The sequence below is a fragment of the Acidisoma sp. PAMC 29798 genome (assembly GCF_030252425.1).
GTDB lineage: Bacteria > Pseudomonadota > Alphaproteobacteria > Acetobacterales > Acetobacteraceae > Acidisoma > Acidisoma cladoniae.
In genome coordinates this window covers 117777-139629 of the sequence record NZ_CP126996.1, presented here as the reverse complement: position 1 = coordinate 139629, position 21853 = coordinate 117777, and the positions used below count along the sequence as shown (strand labels likewise).

The window sequence follows — 21853 nt, the reverse complement described above, 5'->3', positions numbered from 1 at the left end:
GGCGGTCACCGTGACTGCATGCGGACGCGGACCTGGTCGAGGCCCACGGCCAGAAGCAGAACCACGCCGCGCGTCACCTGCTGCCAGAAGCTGCTGACATTCAGGAGTGTGAGGCCATTGTTCAGCGTCCCCAGAATGAGCACGGCGAGCAAGGTGCCCCAGGCGCTGCCGCGGCCGCCGAACAGGCTGGTGCCCCCGAGGATGATCGCCGCAATCACCGTCAGCAGGGACTGGCCAGCTGCATCGGGCGCGGCAGCGCCCAGCATGGCCGCCAGCACGACCCCGCCGAGCGCACCGAAGGCGCCCGAGACCACATAGAGGACGAGTTGCAGCCGCTCCACGGGAAGGCCCAACAGGCGGCTGGCATCAGGGTTGCCGCCGACGGCATAGATGCGCCGGCCGAAGGGGGTCCAGGCGAGCAGCCACCAGAAACCGATGAAGACCACGACCATGAGGATGAGCGGGAAGGGGATGCCCGCGATGGCGCCAGATCCGATCCAGCCGAAGCTGTCATCCAGCAGCGGCTGCGTCAGGCCACCCGTCAGCACCAGCGACAGGCCGGTGATGATGCTCATCGAGCCCAGGGTGACGATAAAGGGGTTGAGGCCGCCGCGCGTTACCAGAAGCCCGTTGGCGAGGCCGATGATCGACCCCACCGCGATGGCGGCGAGACAGGCGATCCAGATATTGACGCCGATACCATAGAGCAGCGCGACGACAACGCCCGCCATGCCCGCGACCGCCGCGACCGAAAGGTCAAGACCGCCGGAAATGATCAGCGGAGTGCCGGCCGCCGCCATCAGGCCGATGAAGGCCATATTGGTGCCGATGCTGGCAATATTGCTGAAGCTGAGGAACCATTTCGACAAGCTGGTAAAGATCACTATCAGCGCGGCATAGAAGATCAGCAACATCGCGACCCCGGCCCATGACTTAGCAAAGAGGCCGCGCAGGGCGGTTCCGCGGCGGGTGGAGGTATCGATCGAGCCGGAGGTTGCAACCATGATCTGGGTTCTTTCTCTGCCAGGCTAAGGCGGGTCAAACGGTGGTGGTTTGGCTGGCCGCTGCCAGAATGGTGGCTGCGTCGGCCTCGGGGTCGAGGACGGCGGTGACGCGCCCGTCATTGAGGATGAGCGTACGGTCCACAAGCCCTGCGACCTCCTCTGCATCCGAGGAAATGACGAGAAGCCCTAGCCCGTCTGCGGCAAGCTTTCGGATTTGGGCATAAATCTCCCGCCGCGCGCCGAGATCCACGCCTCGTGTTGGTTCTTCCAGAATCAGCACACGAACGTCGCCCAGCATCCAGCGGGCGAGACAGACCTTCTGCTGGTTTCCACCGGACAGGAAGCGGATCTCCTGTTCCGGACCCTTAGTGCGTATACCCAGAGCGTCGATCCATCGTGTCGTTTCCCGCGTCTCGGCTTTGTGATCGACATGAGGACCGCGCACGAAACGGTTGAGGAAGGTGATGGTCGTATTGTCGCGCACCGTCAGAATGCCGATCAGGCCTTCTCGCTTGCGTTCCGCCGCGACGAAGCCGAGGCCGGCTTGAACGCTCGCATGCGGGCTGCGGGGCCGGAAGGCGCGGCCTTGCAAGGTTGCGGCATTGAGACGGACCCCTTGCTCCGCACCGTACAGTGCACGACCGATCCGCTCGATGCCGGAGCCGATGAGGCCGAAGACGCCCAGGATTTCGCCGGTCCCGACCGTAAAGCTGATGTCGTCAAGCCAGTTGGGCAGCGTGAGGCCCTCGACGCTGAGAACCGGTCTGTGTGTTGCCTCAGTCGTCTTGGGCGGAAACAGCGCGCCGAGCGTATTGCCCAGCATGGCTTGCAGCACGTTGTCATGCGACGAGACTACTGTCGTGAAGTTGCCCGCGACAATGCCGTCTCTCAGGACGACAATACGCTGCGATAGGCGAAAGACCTCGTCCAGATAATGCGATATGTAGATGATCGAAACGCCCTGGCTAGCCAGCGTCTCGATGACGTCGAAGAGAATCTCGGCTTCAGCTTCCGCCAGGGCGGCTGTTGGCTCGTCCATGATCAATATGCGCGCGTCCCCGGCCAGGGCGCGGGCAATCTCGATGACCCGTTGCTGCGACAGGCTGAGCGTCCCAACAAGGCGAGCGGGGTCGATGCCGGTCATGCCAAGCCGCCCGAGAAGAGTTTCGGCGCGGCTGCGCATCGTGCGGCGGTCTATGATCGATATGCCCAGGCACTTGCGCACGGGCATGTCGCCCATGGACACATTCTCTGCGACCGTCATATCGGGATGAACCGACAACTCCTGCGGCAGTAGACGAATACCGGCCCTGATCGCATCTTCCGGCCCGTTGATCGCAACCGGCTGGCCGTCGATACGGATCTCCCCGGCGTCGCGGGTGTTGACGCCGCTCAGCACCTTCATAAGCGTGGACTTGCCGGCACCGTTGGAGCCGAGCAAGGCCACGACCTCGCCAGCCCCGACAGCGAAGTCGACCCCGCGCAGCACACGCACCGTTGAGAACGCCTTATCGATACCAATCATTTCCAGCCGAGGCACGACCGCTGCGCTCTGCATCGTCAGTTTTTCGGGATCAGCGCAGCATAGGCCTTCAGGGCAGGGTCCTGGGCCAGCTGGCCGAGATAGGCGGTGAAGGCCGCCTGCGGAAACACATAGTCGACGACGGGCTTGCCCTTGCAGGGGAATTGCGGTGCGAAGGTGCAGATATTGGCCTTCGTCACCATGACATGATGGACGAAGACTGCCGGCGGCAAGGGCTTGCCTGCGAGCTGAGCCAGAGCCATCGGAATAATGTAATTGCCGTAGCGTTCCGGAAAGGACCCGGTGGAGGCGACGATCTTGTCGTCCTGCGCCAAGGTCTGCAATTCATCCGCGCCGCTGCCGACGGCGACGAGCTGGTCCGCACGGTGGGCCGAGCGCGCGGCGCGTACCATGCCAATGACCGACTGATCATTGATGCCCGTCACCATGATCGGCACGCCGGGCGGGATGCGGCCGAGCACGTTGCTCATCTGGCTATAGGATTCCTGCAGCGTGTTCTTGGTATCGATGCTGATGATGCGGTCAGAAGGAAAGTTCGGCAGCACGGCCTTGAAGCCGGCAATCTGGCCGCCGGTGCGCATGGAGGGGATGATGCCCGATTGCGGCAGCGCGCCATCGACGAAATAGCCGCTCGCCACCTTGTCGCCGAACTCGGCTTTTGCCGCCTCGGCAAGGTAGGAACCCGTCATGAAGCCGGACCGCGGGTTATTGACGCCGAAGAATAATGCGCCGGGCATCGGAATATCAATGGCGATGACCTTGATGCCGGCCTGGTTGAAGGCCCGCATCACAACGGGTCCGAAATTGACGTCGGTCTGAAACTCGATCGCATAGTCCACGTGGCGGCGGACGAAGGATTGCGCGTTTGCGAATGCGGTTGGCCCGTCCAGCCGGTTGTCAGCAATCTCAAGATCCATTCCCGCTGCCGTTGCGTTGGCCTTGATGCCGCGTTCGGTCAAAACACCGAAGGAAATGTCACGCTGAAGATTGGCGAAGCCAAAGACGTATGATTTTCCTTCCTTGGGTGGGGATACCTTCTCGGCATCCGCGACCATCGCCTGCAGTTCCGCCGCCGTCAGCATCTTGCCGTCATAGGTCGCCGGATCGAAGCCGTGGAAGTCCGCCGCGGACGCGGACACCATCGCCAGAGCGGCGATCGCGAAAGAGAGCGGCGTCCAGCGCCAGAAACAATGATGACGCATTCTTGTTATCCTCCATTGAAGCGCTGGCATTTCGAACGATGCCATACGCTCGGTTGATCAGGGCAGGCGATAGATCCGCCGCGCATTCTCTGCAAAGAGCGCCCGGCGCTCCGCATCCGTAAAATCCGCGACAATGGTATCGAAGGCGTCGAACAGGGTATCGAAATCGCTATAGAGGCTATCGACCGGGAAATTGCTCGCGAACATGCAGCGCCGGGGACCGAAGATCACGATCGTATCCAAGACGAAGGGCCGCAGGGTCTCCGTAGTCCAGTGCCAGTCGACCATGCCGAGACCGGAGATTTTCACGCTAACATTGGGCTGCGCAGCAAGCTGCTTCATGCCGCCGCGCCATTGCGCCAGCCCGTCTTCATCGCGATCCACCGGCATGCCGGCATGGTTGAGAATGATCGCCGTCTCCGGATGCCGCGCCGCGAGATTGGCTGCCTCCGCCATCTGCGACGGGTAGAGCTGCAAATCGAAGGACAGGCTATAGTCGCGAAGCTGCGCGAAGCCCGCATTCCACAGCGGGTCCGTCAGAAGATTGGCGCGCTGGACATAGGTCTTGGCCGGGTCACGATGCCAATTGATGATGTGGCGGATGCCACGCACATTCGGGAACCTGGCCTGGGCTGCCAATACCTCTGCGATCGCAGGGTGGTCCAACTGCGCGGCAGCGACGATGCCCTGTGGAAAGTGTTCTGCCTCCGCGATGCCCTGCAGCCAGTGCGTTTCCGCGATCGGGTCGGCGGGGTCGAACCCGGCGTCCACGTGAATGGCGGCAATGATCTGCCACCGGGCGCTTTCCGCGCGGTAGTCCTTAAGGCGATAGCTATGGGCGATGGGCCCGACGTCCCCGGCGACGCTGGCCGGCAGCGGGCGCTGCATGAGCCAGGGGTAGACGTTACTCTCGAGATCCCAGAGATGAAAATGGGGATCAATGACGGGCAGGGGGGCCATGGCTTATGACTCCGCTCAATAGGTCGCACGACCGCCGGAGACGTCGAACACCGCACCGGTGCTGAAGGAGCATTCGGCGCTCGCCAGCCAGCAGACGAGGGATGCGACCTCAGCGATGCCGCCGAAACGCCCGATCGGGATTTTAGACAGCATGAAGTCGATATGCTCCTGCGACATTTGATCGAAGATCGCGGTCTTGACAGCCGCAGGCGTGACGCAATTGACCCTGATCTCTGTCTTGGATAGTTCCTTGCCGAGCGATTTCGTCAGCCCGATCACCCCTGCCTTCGATGTACTATAGGCGGAGGCATTGGGATTGCCTTCTTTTCCTGCGACCGAGGCGATGTTGACGATGCGCCCGTAGCTGTTCTTGACCATGAAAGGCACGATGAATTTGTTACAGTAGAACAGTCCATTGAGATTAACGTCGATCACCTGCTTCCAATCCGCGATCGGATAATCGGCGAGCGGCGTGTTCGGGCCGGTGATCCCGGCGCTGCAGACCAGCACGTCGATCTTGCCGAGCGTCTCTGCCGTCTCCGCCGCCGCGCGCGCGACCTGCTCCGGATCTGCGATGTCAAGCCTATGGGTATGCGCGGCGCCGATCTCGGCCTGCGCCGCTGCCAGCCGTGCCGCATCACAATCCCAGAGGCTCACGCGTCCACCCTCCCGGGTGATGCGCGCTGCGACATAAAGGCCAATGCCGGAAGCGCCGCCAGTGATGATCGCGATCTGGCCCGCAAAGCGGTCGGTGAAGGTGAGCGCAGTCATGTCACGGTCTCCGCTCAATGGGTGTAGGGACGATGGAGGGCGCAGGCCGGATTAAGGCGCACGCCGAAGCCCGGCGTCTCCGGGACGCGGAGGCGACCGTTCACCGGCACCGGCTCATCCAGCAGCAAAGGCGAGAACATCGGAATTATCTCGTCGGCCCCCGGCGCCATCATCAGAAATTCCGCAAAGGGGCTGTTATGGCGCGTGACCACGAAATGGTAGCTGTACACGCTTGAACCATGCGGCACGACGAGCTTGCCATGCGCATCGGCGAGCGCGGAGATTTTGATCAGCTCGGTAATGCCCCCGCACCAGCCGACATCGGGCTGGATGATGTCGCAGCACTCCATCTCCAGCAACATGCGAAAGCCCCAGCGGGTCGCTTCGTGTTCGCCGGTCGTCGCCAGCATGCCGTGGGGAAGGTTGCGGCGGAGTTCGGCGTAACCCCAGTAATCGTCTGGTGGCAGCGCTTCCTCGATCCATTTCAGGCCGGCGCGATCCCAGGCCTTGTTGGCCAGCCGTATAGCGTAGTTGACGTCAAGACTCATCCAGCAATCGAGCATGAGCCAGAAGTCGTCGCTGGTTTTGCTACGCATATCCTCAATCGCTGCGAGGTTGCGGGCGAGACCGTCTTCGCCTTCCGCAGGCGAATAATGGAGCGGCATCTTACCACCGATAAACCCGAGCTGCTTGGCCAGGTCCGGGCGTGAGCCGGTGGCGTAGAAGATCAGTTCGTCGCGCACCGGACCCCCGAGCAGGTTGTACACCGGCTCCTGTCGCAGCTTGCCGAGCAGATCCCACAAGGCTAGATCAACGCCGCTGATCACGTTCACGACCAAGCCCTTGCGGCCGTAGAACAGCGTGGCGTTATACATCTGGTCCCATATGCGCTCAATATCCGTTGCCTTGCGGCCTTCGAGGAAGCGGGCCAAGTGGTTTTCCACAACCCAGGCCCCAGGTTCACCGCCAGTCGTAACGCCAAAGCCGATGGTTCCGTCCGCCGCTTCGATTTCGACGACAAGCGTGCCAAGCACATTGAGACCGAAACTTTTACGGCTCTTGCGGTATTCGGGATATTTCGCCATAGGGGTCGATATTTGATCGTCGATCCAATGGTCGCCTTTCTGGTCATGATAGTCGCCACCGCCGCCGCGCACGACAAAGGCGCGGACCTGACGGATGATGGTGGAATCCATTCAGCTCTCTCCGGTAGTGAGGCGGATCAGGACGTGAAGTATGAGACTCGCGTGGCAGCGGCCTCGGTGGGCAGCCGGATCGCCGCGATCAGCGCGGTGCCGGCCGACGTGGTCATGGCATGCGCATAGAAGGTCAGCAGTCGAAAAGCGGAAGGCCGTGTCGGCCCAGTGATTCACAGCGGCGGCCACGAAGCCGCCCAGAGCACCTGCTTGGGTTTGGAAGGCACTCTTTACGAAGCGGATAATGGCGTTATCGAGGAAAGAGGGCGGATACATCAGCGAAAGAAAGGGCACCAACCCACGGCGCACCGCAACGATTGCGCTTCCAAGTCTGGTCGTTGCCATGTGCCCCCTCAACTCCCTGGCGCCAGTTGACCGGCATCCGTTTTGTCCCATATATTGGAACTTGCTCTTGCATTTTGAAACTCACCCAGTTTTACAGCGGAGACGATCTCGATGCAACAAGATGTTTCCCTAGGCAAACTTCCGGGCAGTGGTTCGGCATCGGACAGCCCATCGCCGATCGCGAGCCAAACCCTCATGCGCGGGTTGGATATTCTGGAGGCCGTCGCGGAAGCCGGTCTTGATCTCGCGGCGCTCACCGAGAGACTGGGATTGACGCGGAGCACAGCCCATCGTCTGGCTGCAGCTCTTGTTGAGCGGCGTTACCTGAAGTTCTCCCCTGGCGTCGGCTACCGCTTGGGACCTAAGCTGCTGGAGCTTGGCTACCGCACGCATCAGCAGATGGATCTACCGCGCGTCGCTCGCCCACATCTCGAGCGGCTAGCAGTTCTTTGCGAAGACACCGTGCATCTTGGTGTGTTGGATGGACATTGGGCCCTGTATCTCGACAAGATACCAGGTCGCCGTCGAATTGAAATCGGCTCCCGCATAGGAGAGCGTCACCCGATCTGGTCGACTGGTCTTGGTAAGGCTCTCATCCTGGACCAGGCAGTCCCGGTTCTAGCAACATTCTTTAGATTGGGAGAAGCAAAAGGGCCCCATTATGACCGGGACCTGCAGGCATGGCTCGGTCGGATGGCAGATTACGCCGCACAGGGAAGAGCGTTCGATCTCGAGGAAAACGAGCCACAAATTCGCTGTGTCGCTGCCCCCATCCGAGGCGCGAACGGGGGAATCATAGCCGCCATTAGCGTCTCAAGTGCGGCCCAATATATGACGCCTGAACATATGGCGGAACTATCCATCTCGGTTCAGGCTACCGCCCACGCGATCAGTGGTGATCTTGGCGCGGCACACGAGTAGCACCCCTGCAGCACAATGGTAGAGGGCAGAGCGGCGGTTGTAATTTAAACAACGCCGCCATTATCAACCGGACATAAGAGACCGGTGATAGCCGCCTTGTCCGAATGAAAGGTTTTCGCTCTCTTCTGTTGTATGGATAGCGAGAAAATCTCAGCCACTGAAGCTGCGACTGTGGCAGCCACTGTGGCAACTTCTGAGTCTCGGATCGAGATCGTCTCTGAACGACGACCAGCTTATAGCGCGGCCTTTCGCGCACGGGTCGTGGCGGAATCATCTGGCCCAGGGGTCCGGGCTCCAGACTTAGCGCATCGCTACGGTATCCACGTCAGCGTCATCTATCGATGGCGCCGGATGGCGAAGGCACAAACAATGGTGACATCCCCTGTCCCATCGCGGCGCCAGCGGCCGGACACCGTAGAGGCGGCTGCGGAGGCGCCGGTCACCTTCATCCCACTCGGGATTGTTGGACCTCCAAAGCCCAAGGTTGCGCCATCCACCGAGGCCCGCGGCACATCGACGCTCGGCATGGACATGGCCAAGGTTTCGCGGCGGCCCCGGGGGGCCTTCCGTGGCGCGACAGGGATGAGCGACCGAGCATCATCGAGATCGACATGGCGGGCGGCACGACGCTACGGGTGGATGCGACCGTCGATGATGGGGCGCTCCGCCGCGTGCTGGCCGTGCTGCGGAGCCTATCGTGATACAGGTTGCCGCGGGCACGCGGGTCTACCTGGCGTGTCGTCCTGTTAGCATGCGCTATGGGTTCGATGGTCTCGCGGCCCAGGTGGCACCGATCCTGGGCGTCGATCCCTTCTCGGGCCATGTCTTCATCTTCCGCAGCAAGCGAGCCGACTACCTGAAGATCCTCTACTACGATGGCTCGGGCCTGTGCCTCTTTGCCAAGCGGCTGGAACGCGGCCGCTTCGTCTGGCCGCCGATCGTCGATGGCGGGATGGTTCTGACGCCCGCCCAGATGGCTCTCCTGATCGAGGCGATCGACTGGCGCCGGACGGTCGCACCGGAAGCGCCACGCACGCCGGTCGCGGTTTAGCGGAAACCGCCTTCGCCGCGCTGAAAAGGCTGTACCCGAGTGGCCGGGTCCGGTACAATGGTGGCATGTCCCTGGCGAGTGATCCTCTCCCGACAGACCCAGATGCGTTGCGGGTTTTTGCTGAAACTCTGCAGGCGGAATTGGCGCGCAAGGACATCGAGATCGCTGCCAACGCGGCCGAAATCCATGCGAAGGCGCTCCATATCGAGAAGCTGAGGATGCAGCTCGCCAAGCTCCGGCGGGCACGGTTCGGACAGTCTTCCGAGAAGCTTGACCGAGACATCGAGCAGCTCGAACTCCTGATCGGCGACCTCGAAGAGGATGCGGGCGAGAGTGAAGCCCGGGCCAGAGCGGCTGTCACGGCCCTGCATGGTCGACCTGGTGCCGCCGAGCGCAGACATCCGGTGCGCAAGCCGATGCCCGAGCATCTACCCCGTGAAATCGTCACCCACGACCCAGTCGGGGTTTGCCCGGGCTGCGGCGGCACCGTGTTCAGCCGCATCGGGCAGGACGAGCGTGATGTGCTGGAATACGTCCCATCCAGCTTCAAGGTCATTCGGCATCTTCGCCCCAAGCTGAGCTGCAGGTCTTGCGAGACGATTGTCCAGGCGCCGATGCCCACGCTGCCGATCGAGCGCGGGCGCCCGGGGCCGGGACTGATCACCCATGTCGTCGTGTCGAAATACTGCGACCACATCCCACTGCACCGCCAGGCGGGGATCAGCCTCCGTGAAGGGGTGGAACTGGACCGCTCGACACTCGCCGACTGGATAGGACAGGCGTTGTTCCTGCTGGCGCCTCTTGCCGAAGCCATCGGTCGTCATGTCACGCTCCGAAGGCCAATAGCCTCCACGATATCCTCAAATATCGGAAGGCGGCCGCTGCCGGAGCATTACGCCGCTTCGAGGCTTCGGAAGGGTTCAAAATGGGGTGGAAGAGCTCACGAAGCACCTCGTCGGTTGCGGACCGCCGCCTTTGTCGAGGCGACCCCAAGGGCCAAGTCAAGTGGGTAAGGCAGGATCAAGCTCGGCTGTCCCGGCCTGTAAGGCAAGCGCGACATCGACCGATTCCGGCTCCAGATAGTGGCTCTTTTTGCTACGAACAGCCACTATGGCCTACGCGAAATATCAGGAGTTGATCAGCGACTGAATGCTCGCTGCCATTCTCGAATATGACGCATGTCGGCATACGTGAATTTGATAGAGAACACATTGTGCCAATACGTGATCTTCGGAATCGCTTCTCAGTAGATGCACTTATCAGGTTGCGCTCTAAGGACTTTGCTATAATTTCCGACTCCTGTAGATTTCTGATGCATTTTAATCTGGAGACAACGCTGAATGCTGTAGGCTTCAGCTATGCGATCGTACCAATAGTAAAAGCCGGCCAGAGACTTGCTAATGGAGACGAATTGCTCCCCGTGATCGATCCGACGCGGTTCCGGCGGGGGATTTGCCGAGAAATCATTCAGCGGCTCCCCATTGACCAAGTCAGCCCCGAGCAATTCATGCACTCACTTCCAAATATACAAAATCCACATCAACTCAGGAAAGCTCTTCTTCATCGTTACGGCAAGATGTTTCCCGACTTATCAAATGACCAGATCCTCAGAAGGGGATGCGCTCTTACAAAGATCGAGTTCGATGGTGAATGAAATTACAGTCTTGCGAAACTGATTGTGGCGGGTTTTAGGATTTTCGTGACAGGCTGGAGATCAAGTCCGTTAGTCTTGCTGATGAAGTCCAAAGCGCGGCACGCCATCCTACTTCGAGGGCCGCGTCAACATTCGCGACTGAATCGTCTATCAGAAACATGTCCTCGGGAGTCAGTCCGACCCGTTTTTCCACTTTGTAGAAGAAGTCATGGGTCGGCTTTCTACACCCCATCGCGGCCGAGTAATGGCATCCGTCAACGTAGCTGGCGAGTTTCAGGTTTCTGATGAGATAGGCCATGCGCTCATGCTCTTGGTTTGTCGTCAGGTGGATCTCGATCCCCATCGCTCTGAGTTCGACCAACTCATGCAGCAAATTTGCACTCACCTGCGCGTCGTTCTCAAACCAGTAGTTTAGTAAACGGTCTATTGTCAGTGTGGGTGCGCACTCAGCCAGAATGGGCCTAAGTGTTTGGCGGAGTTCAGCCTGACCCGTCACGATTTTATCCCAATAAGGAATGAAGAATTTCTCGTGTAATAGGGAATATTCTATACCAAGGTCTTCATGGATCGAGCTTCCCCAATGCTCACCTGACAAAGATTTCCCGGTCACCAATACGCCGTCCACATCAAGCATAAGCGCTCTGATCATGAAAGTCCCTTTTGCGTCGGCTCGCGCTGCGGCTACGTCGTTTCTATCGCTCCCGCTCTGGGCGGCCGTCGCGGACGTGCCGAATGATCCGCGAGCTGTCTTTCTGCCGCTGCTCCTTCGCCAATTCGGCTTGTGCCAGCCGCTGCCGTTCACGCTCGGCTTTGTCCTGATTCAGTTGGGCTTGGCCCGCCTCACGCTGCGTGACGATGGCCCCTTGAGCCTCTTTCGCAGAGAGGACAGACGTGATGCTCTCCTTGAAAGCTTGGCGCTCGCGCGCTTCCCGAACCTTGCGCCGCAGCGCGTCTTCCTGCTCCCAACTCATGGCCAAGGCTTCCTTCTTCGATTGCCCACCAGCCTGTCGAGACAGACGGCGGCAAGCAGCACCACCACGAAGGCGGCACCACTCATGGCCAAGCCATAAGGCTCTCCTCCACGTGTCCCATTTCCTAACGCTCCATACCCCGATCAAGATCCTTGCCGCGGCTGAGCGTCCGCCCGCGTGCCTGTTCCTGAGCCTTCTCGCGTTGCGCTTGCATTTTCTCCTGCTGCACCTCGCGCGCAAGGGCCGCGCGCTCCTGCAATTGCGCCAGCTTGGCTTCCGCCTGGGGTCGGACCGTCTCCAGCGCCTCGGCCTCCTCGCGTTCCGCAGCCGGCAGCGCCTTCACCCGCTCGTCTCGCTTCTGTTCCTCAAGGGCCAGGCGGTGCGCGGCGGATTGCTCGTCGCGCTCGTGTCGGCTCATCGCGTCATCAACCCGCACCCCGGTCCGATGGCCGTATTGGGCCAAGGTCCCCATCGCCTTCCACCGCGCGTCCCCCTGGTCCGTGGCGTAATCCCGCTGCCTCCCATAAGTCTCGATTGCACTCTCGGAGTAGGCGATCCCCTTCCGTATCTCCTCGAGGCGATCGGCAGCGGCGGCATAGGCGGGCGACACCAGCCGTGCCGCGTCGGCGACCGTCATGTCGCGGGGGGCGACCGCATCCCGGTCGCGCGTTCGATCTGCCTCCATGGCCCGGCTGAGGCTCAAACCGTCCAGCTTCCGCAGGTCGCGGCGTAGAGCCTCCCGACGCGCCTCTTCGGGCGTTTCCAGGGCAGCGGGTTGTGTTGGCGCGTGCGCGCTTTCTGCCGCCTCCTGTGCCCGCGCGCGGGCCAACTCCACCTTCGCGCGCAGACTGTCCGCCGCACGGTCCGCGCGCATACCTGACGGGTCGGGTCCGCCTTCGGCAGCAGGATGATCCCGCTCCTCTGCCAGACGCCCCTGTGCTGACTGATCCTGAGTTGGGTGCCCCTGAACCGGGCGTCCCTGAGCCGGGTGGCTGTTGCGCGTGCAGACATCGAGACCGTGGAGACCGAAGCCGCGGCGAGGCCCGAAGTGACAGTCTTTAAAGCCCATCAACGAAGCAGAAAGAAAGTCGTTCCCGCAGATTAAGCACCACTGATGCATCCTCGCCGGCAAGCCGCTATACAGCAACTCGTGGATCTGGCATGTGTTTCGCGCCTCGCCGTCGATCAATCCAGAGAGCGCGTGAGCACCTTATCTCCTATTGCGCACTCACGCATCCTGAGCCTTGGCCAGCTGCGCCTCTGCCCATCTGGTTGAACGCAAAAGGATACTTAAGTAACGTCACGAAGCTGTGACCAACTTCCTCGTGCCATAATGTCACCAAAAGCGATTCTTACCCAGCCGCTCAAACGGTTACATGGGAAAAGCAATGAGTGACGAGGCGCCTTCGCCTTATTCGCAGCAAGACGTTATCCATACACGCCATCTTCTTTATCGCGCGCTCGTGAGAGACGGTGGGGCGGCTTACGAGCATTGCAAGCCCTTCAGCGCCAATCCCTGGCCCCTGGGGAGCTCAGAACGCTCAGCCTGGGCCGCTGGATGGGTTGCAGCGCAAATCAGAGTCCACGGTGCCAATCACACGGCGCCCAATCTTCCAATCTTGCCGGGATGAAGGGTCGACGACATCCGAGCAAACGGCGATTGGACTTGCTTCGGAAAAGTGGAGAGCCATTATGGATCAGGCCGCGTGCCTCTCGTAAGCAGCGGGGCTATCGAAGTCCAGTGACGAGTGTCGCCGGACGGGATTGTAGAAGCGGTCGATATAGCAGCCGATGGCAGCCTCGGCATGCTGCCGGTTCATGAAGATCGTGCGCCAGACGAGCTCCGACTTCAGGGTTTTGAAAAAGGTCTCGACAATGGCGTTATCATAGCAATTGCCTCTGCCAGACATAGAAATAAAGGCCCCATGCTTCCGAAGTCGGCCTGATAGTCGATCGAGCAATATTGGCTGCCGCGGTCTGAATGGCAGATGAGGCCGGCTGGCGGACGGCGAATGGCAAATGCCTGGCGGAGCGCGGCCACAGCCAATTTTCGATGAAGCCGATCACTCACCGCCCAGCCGATAATGCGCCGGGAGAAAAGGTCCATGACGATCGCCAGGTAGAGCCATCCCTCTCTGGTCCATACGTAAGTAATGTCCGCCGACCATTTCTGGTTCGGCGCTGTGGCGCTGAAATCCTGGTCCAAAAGATTGGGAGCAACCGGCCAGCCATGCTCGCTGTCTGTCGTTCGTTTGAAGCGGCGTTTTTGCCGAGCCCGCAGGTCGTCGTCCCGCATGAATCGCGTAACGCGACGACGCCCAACCGTCAGGCCCTGATCACGAATCTCCCGGGTCATGCGCGAGCTCCCATAGGTGCCGTTCGATTGCGCAAAAGCCGAACGGACATGCGCAAGCAGCACCATATCTTGCCATTGCCTCTGGCTGGGGAGACGGGCGCACCATGCAAAATAGCCGCTCTGGCTGACGCCGAGCAACCGGCAAAGCCGTTGGACAGGGAAGTCCTTCTTCGCCCGGTCGATGAGTTCGAACCTTATCGGCTTCCCTCCTTGGCGAAAAAAGCGGTCGCGCGCTTCAGGATATCCCGCTCCTGACGGAGGACCTCATTCTCTCGCCGCAACCGCTTTAACTCAGCCGCAGGGTCTTCGCCCTGAGGCCGCCGATTCGGTTCGTCCATCTCCCGGTCTCGGCTGCGGGAGACCCATCGTGTCAGGGTGGACAAGCCGACGCCGAGATCGTCCGCAATCTCCCGCTTCGTTCGACCACTCGTCCGCAACAGGCAACCGCCTCCTCCTCCTCGAATTCCTTCGTGAACCGCTTCTGCTTCATGGCCAGGAAAACTCCTCTCAGCGCATCAGGAGCTCTCCTCTTTTTCGAAGCAAGTCCAATCGCATCGGCCGACCCGAAGGCGAGAGCGACAGATGCAGCGATTCAAATCGATGCGCCAGGCACAGTGTTTCCTGACCGCTCACGCTTTCAGATCTGGGCACTTCCGCCCAAGGCGCCATCTGATGACTGCGACCCGCTATCGTGCCGCGCGTGCAACATCCTTCGAGATGTGGACACGGGAGACGTGCGCCCGAAACGCCGCGTAATCGCTCCCGTATACCTGCACTCGGGCTATAGTGGGTTCACCAGTTAACGTAACAATGCCTACAGGCGCGCTTGAGGTGCTGGCCGACGATTTGACCCGCGATCTGAAATCCAGACTCAACACAAAAGCGGAGGAGTTCTACCCATGGATGCACGCACAACTACGCGCATTCTTCGCGTCCTAATCGGGCAAGCCCGTTTGCCCGTTCTTGCTTCTTTTGCGGATGCATGGGCGAAGGCGAATGTCTGCTTCTCGTTTTTCAGGCATGCCATTTATGGCCTGCCTGTATCATTCGCTGCTCATCCTCGCATCGCAGCCGTAGTGAGCCGATTTCCGTGTGGAGTCAGGAGTTCATCGCATGGTCGTCCGGTTGCCTTTCGACAATAGCTATGCGCGCTTGCCGCCACGCTTCTTCGCGCCGCTCGCGCCGACGCCAGTGGCCGCACCCCGGCTCGTGCGGCTGAATGCCGCCTCGGCCAAGAACCTCGGGCTGGATGCGGCGGAGCTCGCGAGCGCTGAGGGCGTCGAGATCCTCGCCGGCACCCGCGTGGCGGAGGGGTGGCAACCCCTGGCCCAGGCCTATGCCGGTCATCAATTCGGCAATTTCGTGCCTCGGCTCGGCGACGGTCGCGCTATCTGCTCGATGAAATCGTGACCCCAGTCGGGCAGCGGCGAGACATCCAGTTGACGGGCTCGGGCCGCACGCCCTTTTCGCGGGGTGGTGACGGCCGGGCGGCGCTCGGGCCGGTATTGCGCGAATATCTGGTGAATGAGGCGATGGCCGCCCTTGGCCTGCCGACAACACAGGCGCTCGCCGCCGTCACGACCGGCGAGACGGTGCGGCGCGAGGGAATGCCGCCGGGTGCCATCCTGACCCGGGTTGCCGCCAGCCATCTCCGCGTCGGCACCTTCCAGTATTTCGTGGCGCAGGATGACTCGGATGCGGTGAAGACGCTTTCGGATTATGCCATCGCCTGTCACTATCCCGAGGCAGCGGCGACGGCGAAACCCTATCGCGCCTTGCTGGACGGGGTGGTCGCGCGTCAGGCAGACTTGGTGGCGCGTTGGCTGCTCATCGGCTTCATCCACGGCGTCATGAACACCGACAACACCTCGATCTCCGGTGAGACGATCGATTTCGGCCCCTGCGCCTTAATGGATGCCTATGATCCGGCAACGGTCTTCAGCTCCATCGATCTGCACGGGCGCTATGCCTATGACACCCAGCCCGGTGTGGCCTACTGGAACATGGCCTAAGTCCGCCGCCGCTGCAACCGCCTGTTGCTCCGTGGTGCGCCGACGACTTGCTCCTGCGTCGACCTCAATCGCTTATATCCGCCTCTTGTTGAAATGACCCGAACTTCGAAACCAGGGCTTCAGCGGTCACAGTCAATTATAGTAGTCAGCTGGTGACCATTGCGTATATATTACTGATGAGTGACGGTCCAACAGCATATTGAAATCTTTAACTGGGCGATATCATACTTGGAGTAATAGATGCGTGCTAAGGTTCCTGCCACACTGGTATCGGCGTGAAAGCGGTTTTGATGGAAAACATCCGCGCCTCTGCGAAGAACTCAGCAGACTTCGTTCAGCATTTATGTCAGCACCAATCGCCCTCTGCCTTGTTGATCGCGATCTTCGTTATGTAGAAGTCAATCAGCGGATGGCAATGCTCAATCGACGCCCGATCGAGGCGCATCTCGGTCGAACCTTGAGAGAGGTCGTTCCCGAAATTGCCGATGCCATCGAGCCCGTGTATCGGCAGATTTTCAAAGACGGTCTTCCTGTTGAGCGCCGCTTAATCTCGGAGGACACGAATGACGGAGAGCGTTTCGTCCTCGTAAACTACAATCCGGTCAAGGATGAGGCTGGGATGACAATCCTTGTCAGTGTTTCTGTGCTCGATGTTACGATGGAGAAGAGAGCGCGTGATCAGGCCAATGCCGCCGCGCAGAAGCTTCATGATGTCCTTGAGAGTAGTTCCGATAGCATCATTCTGCTCTCTTGGGACTTGCGCGTAACCTATATCAACGGACACGCCAAGCGCCTATTTGAGTCGAATGAGCCCGCGCTTGGATCGACTTTGCCGGAGCTCATACCCGGTTGGGCGGAGAGCGGCGCCGGTGAAAAGTTGGCGGCTGTAGGCGGTGTTCGCGAGGCACAACATTTTGAAGCTTATTTTGCATCCCTCGACCGATGGCTCCAATTTGATCTGTTCCCCACGAAAGAAGGTCTGTCGATGTTTCTTCGTGATGTCTCAGACCGACGGAGAGCGGAGGAGGGTGAGCAGCGTGCTCGGGAGAAGATCATTTTCCTAGCGACGCACGATGGCCTCACAGGTTTGGCGAACCGATCCACGTTTTACGACGCTCTCGAGCGAATGTTAGGAGAAATAGAAACGCATCGAGAGATCGTTGTGCTCTATCTCGATCTTGATGGATTCAAGGCCGTGAACGATACAAAGGGCCATCCGATCGGTGACGCTGTTTTGATCGCGGTCTCGGAGCGTCTTCGCCACTGCACGGAGGGGACCGCACTGGTTTGCCGCATCGGGGGCGACGAGTTTGTCATTGCGAAAACTGACCCTGGCAGTGAGTCCGATGTCGCAGCCCTTGCCGAGGCGATCTTGGGCTCTCTCTCCTGCGAATATGAGGTAGGCGGGGAAGTGATCGCCATTGGGGCCAGTATAGGCATCGCTCTTGCAAAAAGCGGCTTAACAAGCGACGAGCTTGTACGTCGAGCGGATGTGGCACTGTATGCGGCGAAAGCAGCTGGGCGCGGGAATTATCGCTTCTTCGAACCCGGAATGGGCAACGAGTTGTTCCTACGGGAACTACGCAAGCGCGAACTCGCGCAGGCGTTGCACCGGAACGAACTCGCGCTGGAATTCCAGCCTATTTTCGATTTGAAAACAGGACGAGTCGCGACTTTCGAGGCTCTTCTTCGTTGGCGGCATCCAGACTTCGCTTCTGTTCCCACGGATAGCGTGATTGCGATTGCAGAATAAACAGGTCTGATACATTCGATTGGCGAGTGGGTTTTGCGTGAGGCATGCAAGGAGGTCTCCGGTTGGCCGGATGCCGTTCTTATCGCCGTCAATGTTTCTGTGCTACAAATCCAAAGTCGGAGTTTCGGCGAGAAGGTGAAAGGTATATTAGCGGAAACAGGGGTAAAGCCGACCCGTCTCACCCTCGAAATCACGGAGACCATCATTTTCGTCGGCGAGAGACAGGCTACCGACACGCTTGACGATCTGCGGCACCATGGTGTGCGGATAAGTCTCGACGACTTTGGCAAAGGCTATGCTTCGCTCCAATACTTGAAGAAGTTCAAGGTTGATATGATCAAGATCGACCAAAGTTTCGTGCTCGATTCACATTCTAGCTTCGAATCGTTAGCCATTCTTCGGGCCGTAGTTGCATTGGCACGAGCGTTTGGCGTCGCGACCGTCGCCGAGGGGATCGAATTAGCAAGTCAATATGAGTTGTTGCTGCAGGAAGGATGCGACTTTGGACAAGGGTATTTTCTTGGCCGGCCGATGTCCTCCAGCGATTGCCATCAGCTGATTCAACAGCAATTGGGTCTCGGTCTTATGTAACGGTGTCATTTCGGGTCCTCCCGCCGATGGGGTGGACGGCTCCTGATCGTAATCATCACCAGCACTTAATCGGGACTACCGGCCATCTATCTAATCCAGCAAAAATCCGAGTTGCGAGGACTCGTGTGCATCGCACGTGCCGAGTTATCACTCCGTGGAATCGGTTCTGTCGCAAATTTCCGGAATTGACACGCGAGGCCGGGGGACGCTCTGGGTTTATCCTGCCAGAGAATAGAATTGCTGCGCCGGACACAGGTTGCCTGTTGTGCGCAACTGGCCTTTCCGAAGCATATGCATGAGCTCGATGCCAGCAAGCGTCATCGCCGCTGACCGGAAGGATTTGAAACCGAGCATTGGTCGCGCCAGGCGTTTGATGGCTCGATGATCTTGTTCGACGATGTTGTTGAGGTATTTGATCTGACGGATCTCAATGGCCGCCCCGAATTCAGCGTTGTGGCTCACAATCGCAGCCGTGTTGGCGCCGCTCTTATCGATCGTGATCTTCTGAGGCGTGCCGCTCCCCTTGATCGCCTTGCGCAAGAACCGCAGGGCGGCTTTGCGATCTCGCTTCGCAGTCAGAAGGAAATCTACCGTGGCTCCGGCCTTATCGACGGCTCGGTACAAGTACTTCCAAGCGCCTTTGACTCGGACATAGGTCTCGTCCATTCGCCAACTGGGACCCACCGGGTGCTTGCGCGGCCGGAACTCCCAATCCAACAGAGGAACATACTTGACCACCCAGCGATTGAGTGTGGCATGGTCCACCTCGACGCCGTGCTCTGCCATCATTTCCTCGAGCTGGCGGTAGCTGATCGGATACGCGACATACCAGCGGACCGCCAATAGGATCACGTCCCGCTCGAAGTGACTGCCCTTGAATTCGATCATCACATGCTCGCCGCTAAAACTCTCGCCGGCAAACATGCGCCAAGCGGATCGGTCGGCCAAATTTGCGACAGAACCGGATTACGGGCCGATGCGGTTTTTTGCCAAACAAGCGACCTGGGAAAAGCCGGCCGGCATCGCGGTCGCTTCAGCGGCTATGCGCCCGTAGACCCGACGCTGACGGCGGCTTCGGCAAGCACCTCTCGCTGCCCAAGATTGGCTCATGCGCTTTTTTCGTAAGTGGCCTTGGGAGAGTCGCCGGTCAGGGCGAGGGACTGGGCAATAGGGTCCGCTTGCCGAGCGACACCGAGGAGATCGAAAGATCGGAAGTCGTCGGCTTCGATGAGTCTGGTGTCTCGTCCATGGCTCCGGCAGCGGCGTCCGATGACATGCATGAGTTCAAGAAACACCTGCAACGTTATCAGCCGCGCCATCGTTCTGCTGGCTTGTTAAGCTGGGGAAGATGACTAGGCGCTGGGCTGCGAGGTGCCGGCGGGAACCGGAGCGTGACGCGAATGCCCGGCGACGCATTCTCCAACCGCAGCTTGGCCCCGTGCAGGTCTGCGACGGCGGCGACCAAGCTGAGACCAAGGCCGTTGCCGACCGTGGTGCGGCTCCATTCGCCCCGATAGAATCGATGCGTGAGACGCGGAAGATCCTTATCCGCGACGCCGGGACCATTGTCCGTGATGACGAAGACCACACCACCCTCTTCGTCACGAAAAAGCCGGAGGCTCAGTCGCGTTCCCGGTGGTGTATGCCGAAGCCCATTCTCCACGAGATTGGCGAGGGCCTGCGTCAGCAATTCGTGGTCACCGTAAATGACAATGCCGGCCGAGAAGTCGGCGTCGATGCGGTGATCGGCGTCTTCCGCATCTGGACGGTAGGCGTCAGCAACCGACTCGGCGATGACTGTGAGGTCCACGTCGCGGAACCCGCTTCGCGGTGACGCACCCTCAACCTGAGCGATGCGCAGCAGCGCGGAGAAGGTATCCAATAACGCCTCCGCCTCGCGCATCGCCCCCTCGACGGCAGGCTGATACTCCTCGACCGATCGCGCGTGATCATGTGCGTCCTCTAACCGCTGGTAGAGGCGCGAAAGCGGCGTGCGCAGGTCATGGGCAACGTCGCTGCTGACCTGACGCAGGCTGTCCATCAACGCACTGATGCGATCAAGCATCCGATTGAGCGTGCCGGCCAGGCGATCGAGGTCGTCCCCTGTTCCGCGCAGCAATACGCGGCGCCCGAGATCGCCGCCGATGATCGCCTCAGCGGTGCGCGCAATGGCATCCACGCGGGCCAGGAAAGCCTGACTCAGAAGGATTCCGCCACCGATGCCCAGCAGGGCCGCGAGGCCCACGGTCAAGGCGAAAGCCCGGGTGACCGCCTCCTCCACCTCCGTGATCCGATGGATGTCATCCCCGACGGCGAGCAGCAGACCGCCATCGAGTGGGGAGACAAGGGCCCGGACACGTTCGGGCTCGTTATCGGCTTCCCGTTCACTTGGAACTGTGAGTTCCGTCCATCCCGACCGCAGTCCGGGTTGCGCGGGAATTTCCCCTGCGAGGTAAACACCTGCGGCATCCTGCAGCACGTAGTCGAGGGCGCGATTTTCCTGCCCACGGGCTTCGATGAGGCTGCGGAGATGATCAAGGCCGTCCCGACGATACTCCTCTCTCAGGAACGCGGTTTCGGTCTGCACGCCGGTGTCCATCTGTTGTTCGAGACTGGACCGGGCAGCAAGGAACACGGCCAGTCCCAAAACGAAGGCCGATGCTGCGAAGACAGCGACATAGAGGGCGGCGAAGCGAAAGCTGGCCGTCTTCAGGAGTCTTGATGCAGCGCGTATCAGCGCATAGTCGCGTAGATTAAGCCGCACGAAGAACGTAGCCGGCGCCGCGAATGGTGTGAATGAGTTCGGGATCACGGCCGCTGCGGGAAATCTTGCCGCGCAGGCGACTGATATGAGTTTCGACAATATTCGTTTTGGGGTCGAAGTGGAAATCCCAGACGCCTTCGAGAAGCATTGTTCGGGTCACGACGCGCTCGGCGTGCTGCATGAGGAATTGCAACAGCCGAAACTCGCGTTGCTGCAGGTCCACGCGCTCCCCGCCGCGGATGACCGTGCGCTTCAGAAGATCCAGTTCCAGGTCGGCTACGCGCATCTGGGTCAGTGGTTGGGTCAAGGGCGGCCGCCGCGCAAGAGCGTTGAGGCGTGCCAACAATTCCGCGAAGGCGAAGGGTTTCACAAGGTAGTCGTCTCCCCCGGCCTCCAGACCCTGAATGCGGTCACCGACGCCACGCAGCGCCGTCAGAAACAGCACCGGCGCCTGAATGGCCATGCCCCGCAAACGACGCACAAGCTCGAGACCGTCTAGGCTGGGCAACATGCGGTCAACGACCAGCACGTCATAACCGCCGCTTGCAAGAAACAGCCCGTCCAGCCCATCGGCGGCATGATCGGCGGAATGGCCGTGCTCACGCAGGCCGCGCAGGATATAGGCGCCGGTTTCGGCGTCGTCCTCGATCACCAAGACCTTCACATGCCGATCCTCCCGCGCAACAGTCTCCTACGCCAAGAAGAGACGTCTCTGCCAGAACAAAGGGGCCGCCGCCTGATCGGCTGGGGAGTCGCCAC

At 60.2% G+C, this 21853-nt stretch carries 16 protein-coding genes and 4 pseudogenes; 7 read left to right on the top strand and 13 right to left on the bottom strand.

The genetic code is table 11. The features are described from left to right. Positions 1-5 precede the first annotated feature (5 nt). Genes QP803_RS23420 through rhmD form a run of 6 tightly spaced genes read right to left on the bottom strand, consistent with a single transcriptional unit; the run spans position 6 to position 6676 of the window. On the bottom strand, positions 6-1004 hold the full coding sequence (locus QP803_RS23420; RefSeq protein ID WP_284948213.1) for an ABC transporter permease: 999 nt from the start codon (positions 1002-1004) through the stop codon (positions 6-8). A 34-nt stretch (positions 1005-1038) separates the two neighbouring features. Beyond that, positions 1039-2562 carry a sugar ABC transporter ATP-binding protein gene (locus QP803_RS23415; RefSeq protein WP_284948212.1) on the bottom strand — a complete coding sequence of 508 codons (1524 nt, stop codon included), beginning with the start codon at positions 2560-2562 and terminating at the stop codon, positions 1039-1041. Between the two features lie 2 nt (positions 2563-2564). Continuing rightward, positions 2565-3749, bottom strand: coding sequence for a sugar ABC transporter substrate-binding protein (locus tag QP803_RS23410; RefSeq protein WP_284948211.1), 1185 nt, complete (start codon positions 3747-3749; stop codon positions 2565-2567). A gap of 57 nt (positions 3750-3806) precedes the next feature. Next, complete coding sequence (locus QP803_RS23405; RefSeq protein ID WP_284948210.1) at positions 3807-4709, bottom strand: amidohydrolase family protein; 903 nt, start codon at positions 4707-4709, stop codon at positions 3807-3809. A 15-nt stretch (positions 4710-4724) separates the two neighbouring features. Continuing rightward, positions 4725-5480, bottom strand: coding sequence for an SDR family NAD(P)-dependent oxidoreductase (locus QP803_RS23400; RefSeq protein WP_284948209.1), 756 nt, complete (start codon positions 5478-5480; stop codon positions 4725-4727). A 14-nt stretch (positions 5481-5494) separates the two neighbouring features. Then, on the bottom strand, positions 5495-6676 hold the full coding sequence (gene rhmD / locus QP803_RS23395) for an L-rhamnonate dehydratase (RefSeq protein ID WP_284948208.1): 1182 nt from the start codon (positions 6674-6676) through the stop codon (positions 5495-5497). 456 nt (positions 6677-7132) lie between these two features. Between rhmD and QP803_RS23390 the strand changes: the two genes are divergently transcribed. The 5 genes and pseudogenes from QP803_RS23390 to QP803_RS23375 all read left to right on the top strand — a co-directional run bounded on the left by QP803_RS23390 (position 7133) and on the right by QP803_RS23375 (position 10647). Then, positions 7133-7942 carry an IclR family transcriptional regulator gene (locus QP803_RS23390; protein ID WP_434082936.1) on the top strand — a complete coding sequence of 270 codons (810 nt, stop codon included), beginning with the start codon at positions 7133-7135 and terminating at the stop codon, positions 7940-7942. A gap of 132 nt (positions 7943-8074) precedes the next feature. Next, positions 8075-8320: pseudogene (locus tag QP803_RS24135) on the top strand (transposase); the annotation flags it as partial. Positions 8321-8639: 319 nt separating this feature from the next. Further along, entirely contained in the window at positions 8640-8993 is a 354-nt protein-coding gene (gene tnpB, locus QP803_RS23385) for an IS66 family insertion sequence element accessory protein TnpB (protein ID WP_434082935.1), read from the top strand. A 65-nt stretch (positions 8994-9058) separates the two neighbouring features. Continuing rightward, complete coding sequence (locus tag QP803_RS23380) at positions 9059-10006, top strand: IS66 family transposase (protein ID WP_284948207.1); 948 nt, start codon at positions 9059-9061, stop codon at positions 10004-10006. Positions 10007-10305: 299 nt separating this feature from the next. Then, positions 10306-10647: a hypothetical protein gene (locus QP803_RS23375; protein ID WP_284948206.1), complete on the top strand. Its 342-nt coding sequence runs from the start codon at positions 10306-10308 to the stop codon at positions 10645-10647. A 34-nt stretch (positions 10648-10681) separates the two neighbouring features. Here the strand turns inward: QP803_RS23375 and QP803_RS23370 are convergent, their stop codons facing one another. The 4 genes and pseudogenes from QP803_RS23370 to QP803_RS23355 form a co-directional block, all read right to left on the bottom strand. Further along, on the bottom strand, positions 10682-11281 hold the full coding sequence (locus QP803_RS23370) for an HAD family hydrolase (protein WP_284948205.1): 600 nt from the start codon (positions 11279-11281) through the stop codon (positions 10682-10684). Between the two features lie 58 nt (positions 11282-11339). Then, positions 11340-11618, bottom strand: coding sequence for a hypothetical protein (locus QP803_RS23365; protein WP_284948204.1), 279 nt, complete (start codon positions 11616-11618; stop codon positions 11340-11342). 124 nt (positions 11619-11742) lie between these two features. Next, the gene (locus QP803_RS23360) at positions 11743-12687 is read right to left on the bottom strand and encodes a hypothetical protein (protein ID WP_284948203.1); all 945 of its coding nucleotides are present in this window, start codon (positions 12685-12687) and stop codon (positions 11743-11745) included. A 628-nt stretch (positions 12688-13315) separates the two neighbouring features. Further along, positions 13316-14464, bottom strand: a pseudogene (locus tag QP803_RS23355) (IS3 family transposase). Between the two features lie 623 nt (positions 14465-15087). Between QP803_RS23355 and QP803_RS23350 the strand changes: the two are divergent. After that, a pseudogene (locus tag QP803_RS23350) lies at positions 15088-15980 on the top strand (protein adenylyltransferase SelO); the annotation flags it as partial. Positions 15981-16230: 250 nt separating this feature from the next. Then, positions 16231-18330: pseudogene (locus tag QP803_RS23345) on the top strand (putative bifunctional diguanylate cyclase/phosphodiesterase). A 216-nt stretch (positions 18331-18546) separates the two neighbouring features. Here the strand turns inward: QP803_RS23345 and QP803_RS23340 are convergent. The 3 genes from QP803_RS23340 to QP803_RS23330 all read right to left on the bottom strand — a co-directional run bounded on the left by QP803_RS23340 (position 18547) and on the right by QP803_RS23330 (position 21758). Continuing rightward, the gene (locus QP803_RS23340; protein WP_284948276.1) at positions 18547-19218 is read right to left on the bottom strand and encodes an IS6 family transposase; all 672 of its coding nucleotides are present in this window, start codon (positions 19216-19218) and stop codon (positions 18547-18549) included. A gap of 418 nt (positions 19219-19636) precedes the next feature. Beyond that, positions 19637-21094, bottom strand: a complete 1458-nt coding sequence (locus tag QP803_RS23335; protein WP_284948202.1) for a sensor histidine kinase — start codon at positions 21092-21094, stop codon at positions 19637-19639. Next, positions 21084-21758, bottom strand: a complete 675-nt coding sequence (locus tag QP803_RS23330; protein ID WP_284948201.1) for a winged helix-turn-helix domain-containing protein — start codon at positions 21756-21758, stop codon at positions 21084-21086. Before QP803_RS23330 ends, QP803_RS23335 begins: the two co-directional genes overlap by 11 nt. Positions 21759-21853: the final 95 nt, after the last annotated feature.

Bases quoted from the DNA above. Each gene is read 5' to 3' on its own strand.
- QP803_RS23390 (WP_434082936.1), top strand. From the start codon at position 7,133: ATGCAACAAGATGTTTCCCTAGGCAAACTTCCGGGCAGTGGTTCGGCA.
- QP803_RS23375 (WP_284948206.1), top strand. From the start codon at position 10,306: ATGCATTTTAATCTGGAGACAACGCTGAATGCTGTAGGCTTCAGCTAT.
- QP803_RS23400 (WP_284948209.1), bottom strand. From the start codon at position 5,480: ATGACTGCGCTCACCTTCACCGACCGCTTTGCGGGCCAGATCGCGATC.
- QP803_RS23370 (WP_284948205.1), bottom strand. From the start codon at position 11,281: ATGCTTGATGTGGACGGCGTATTGGTGACCGGGAAATCTTTGTCAGGT.
- QP803_RS23360 (WP_284948203.1), bottom strand. From the start codon at position 12,687: ATGGGCTTTAAAGACTGTCACTTCGGGCCTCGCCGCGGCTTCGGTCTC.
- QP803_RS23420 (WP_284948213.1), bottom strand. From the start codon at position 1,004: ATGGTTGCAACCTCCGGCTCGATCGATACCTCCACCCGCCGCGGAACC.
- QP803_RS23340 (WP_284948276.1), bottom strand. From the start codon at position 19,218: ATGATCGAATTCAAGGGCAGTCACTTCGAGCGGGACGTGATCCTATTG.
- QP803_RS23415 (WP_284948212.1), bottom strand. From the start codon at position 2,562: ATGCAGAGCGCAGCGGTCGTGCCTCGGCTGGAAATGATTGGTATCGAT.
- QP803_RS23365 (WP_284948204.1), bottom strand. From the start codon at position 11,618: ATGAGTTGGGAGCAGGAAGACGCGCTGCGGCGCAAGGTTCGGGAAGCG.
- QP803_RS23405 (WP_284948210.1), bottom strand. From the start codon at position 4,709: ATGGCCCCCCTGCCCGTCATTGATCCCCATTTTCATCTCTGGGATCTC.
- QP803_RS23410 (WP_284948211.1), bottom strand. From the start codon at position 3,749: ATGCGTCATCATTGTTTCTGGCGCTGGACGCCGCTCTCTTTCGCGATC.
- QP803_RS23380 (WP_284948207.1), top strand. From the start codon at position 9,059: ATGTCCCTGGCGAGTGATCCTCTCCCGACAGACCCAGATGCGTTGCGG.
- rhmD (WP_284948208.1), bottom strand. From the start codon at position 6,676: ATGGATTCCACCATCATCCGTCAGGTCCGCGCCTTTGTCGTGCGCGGC.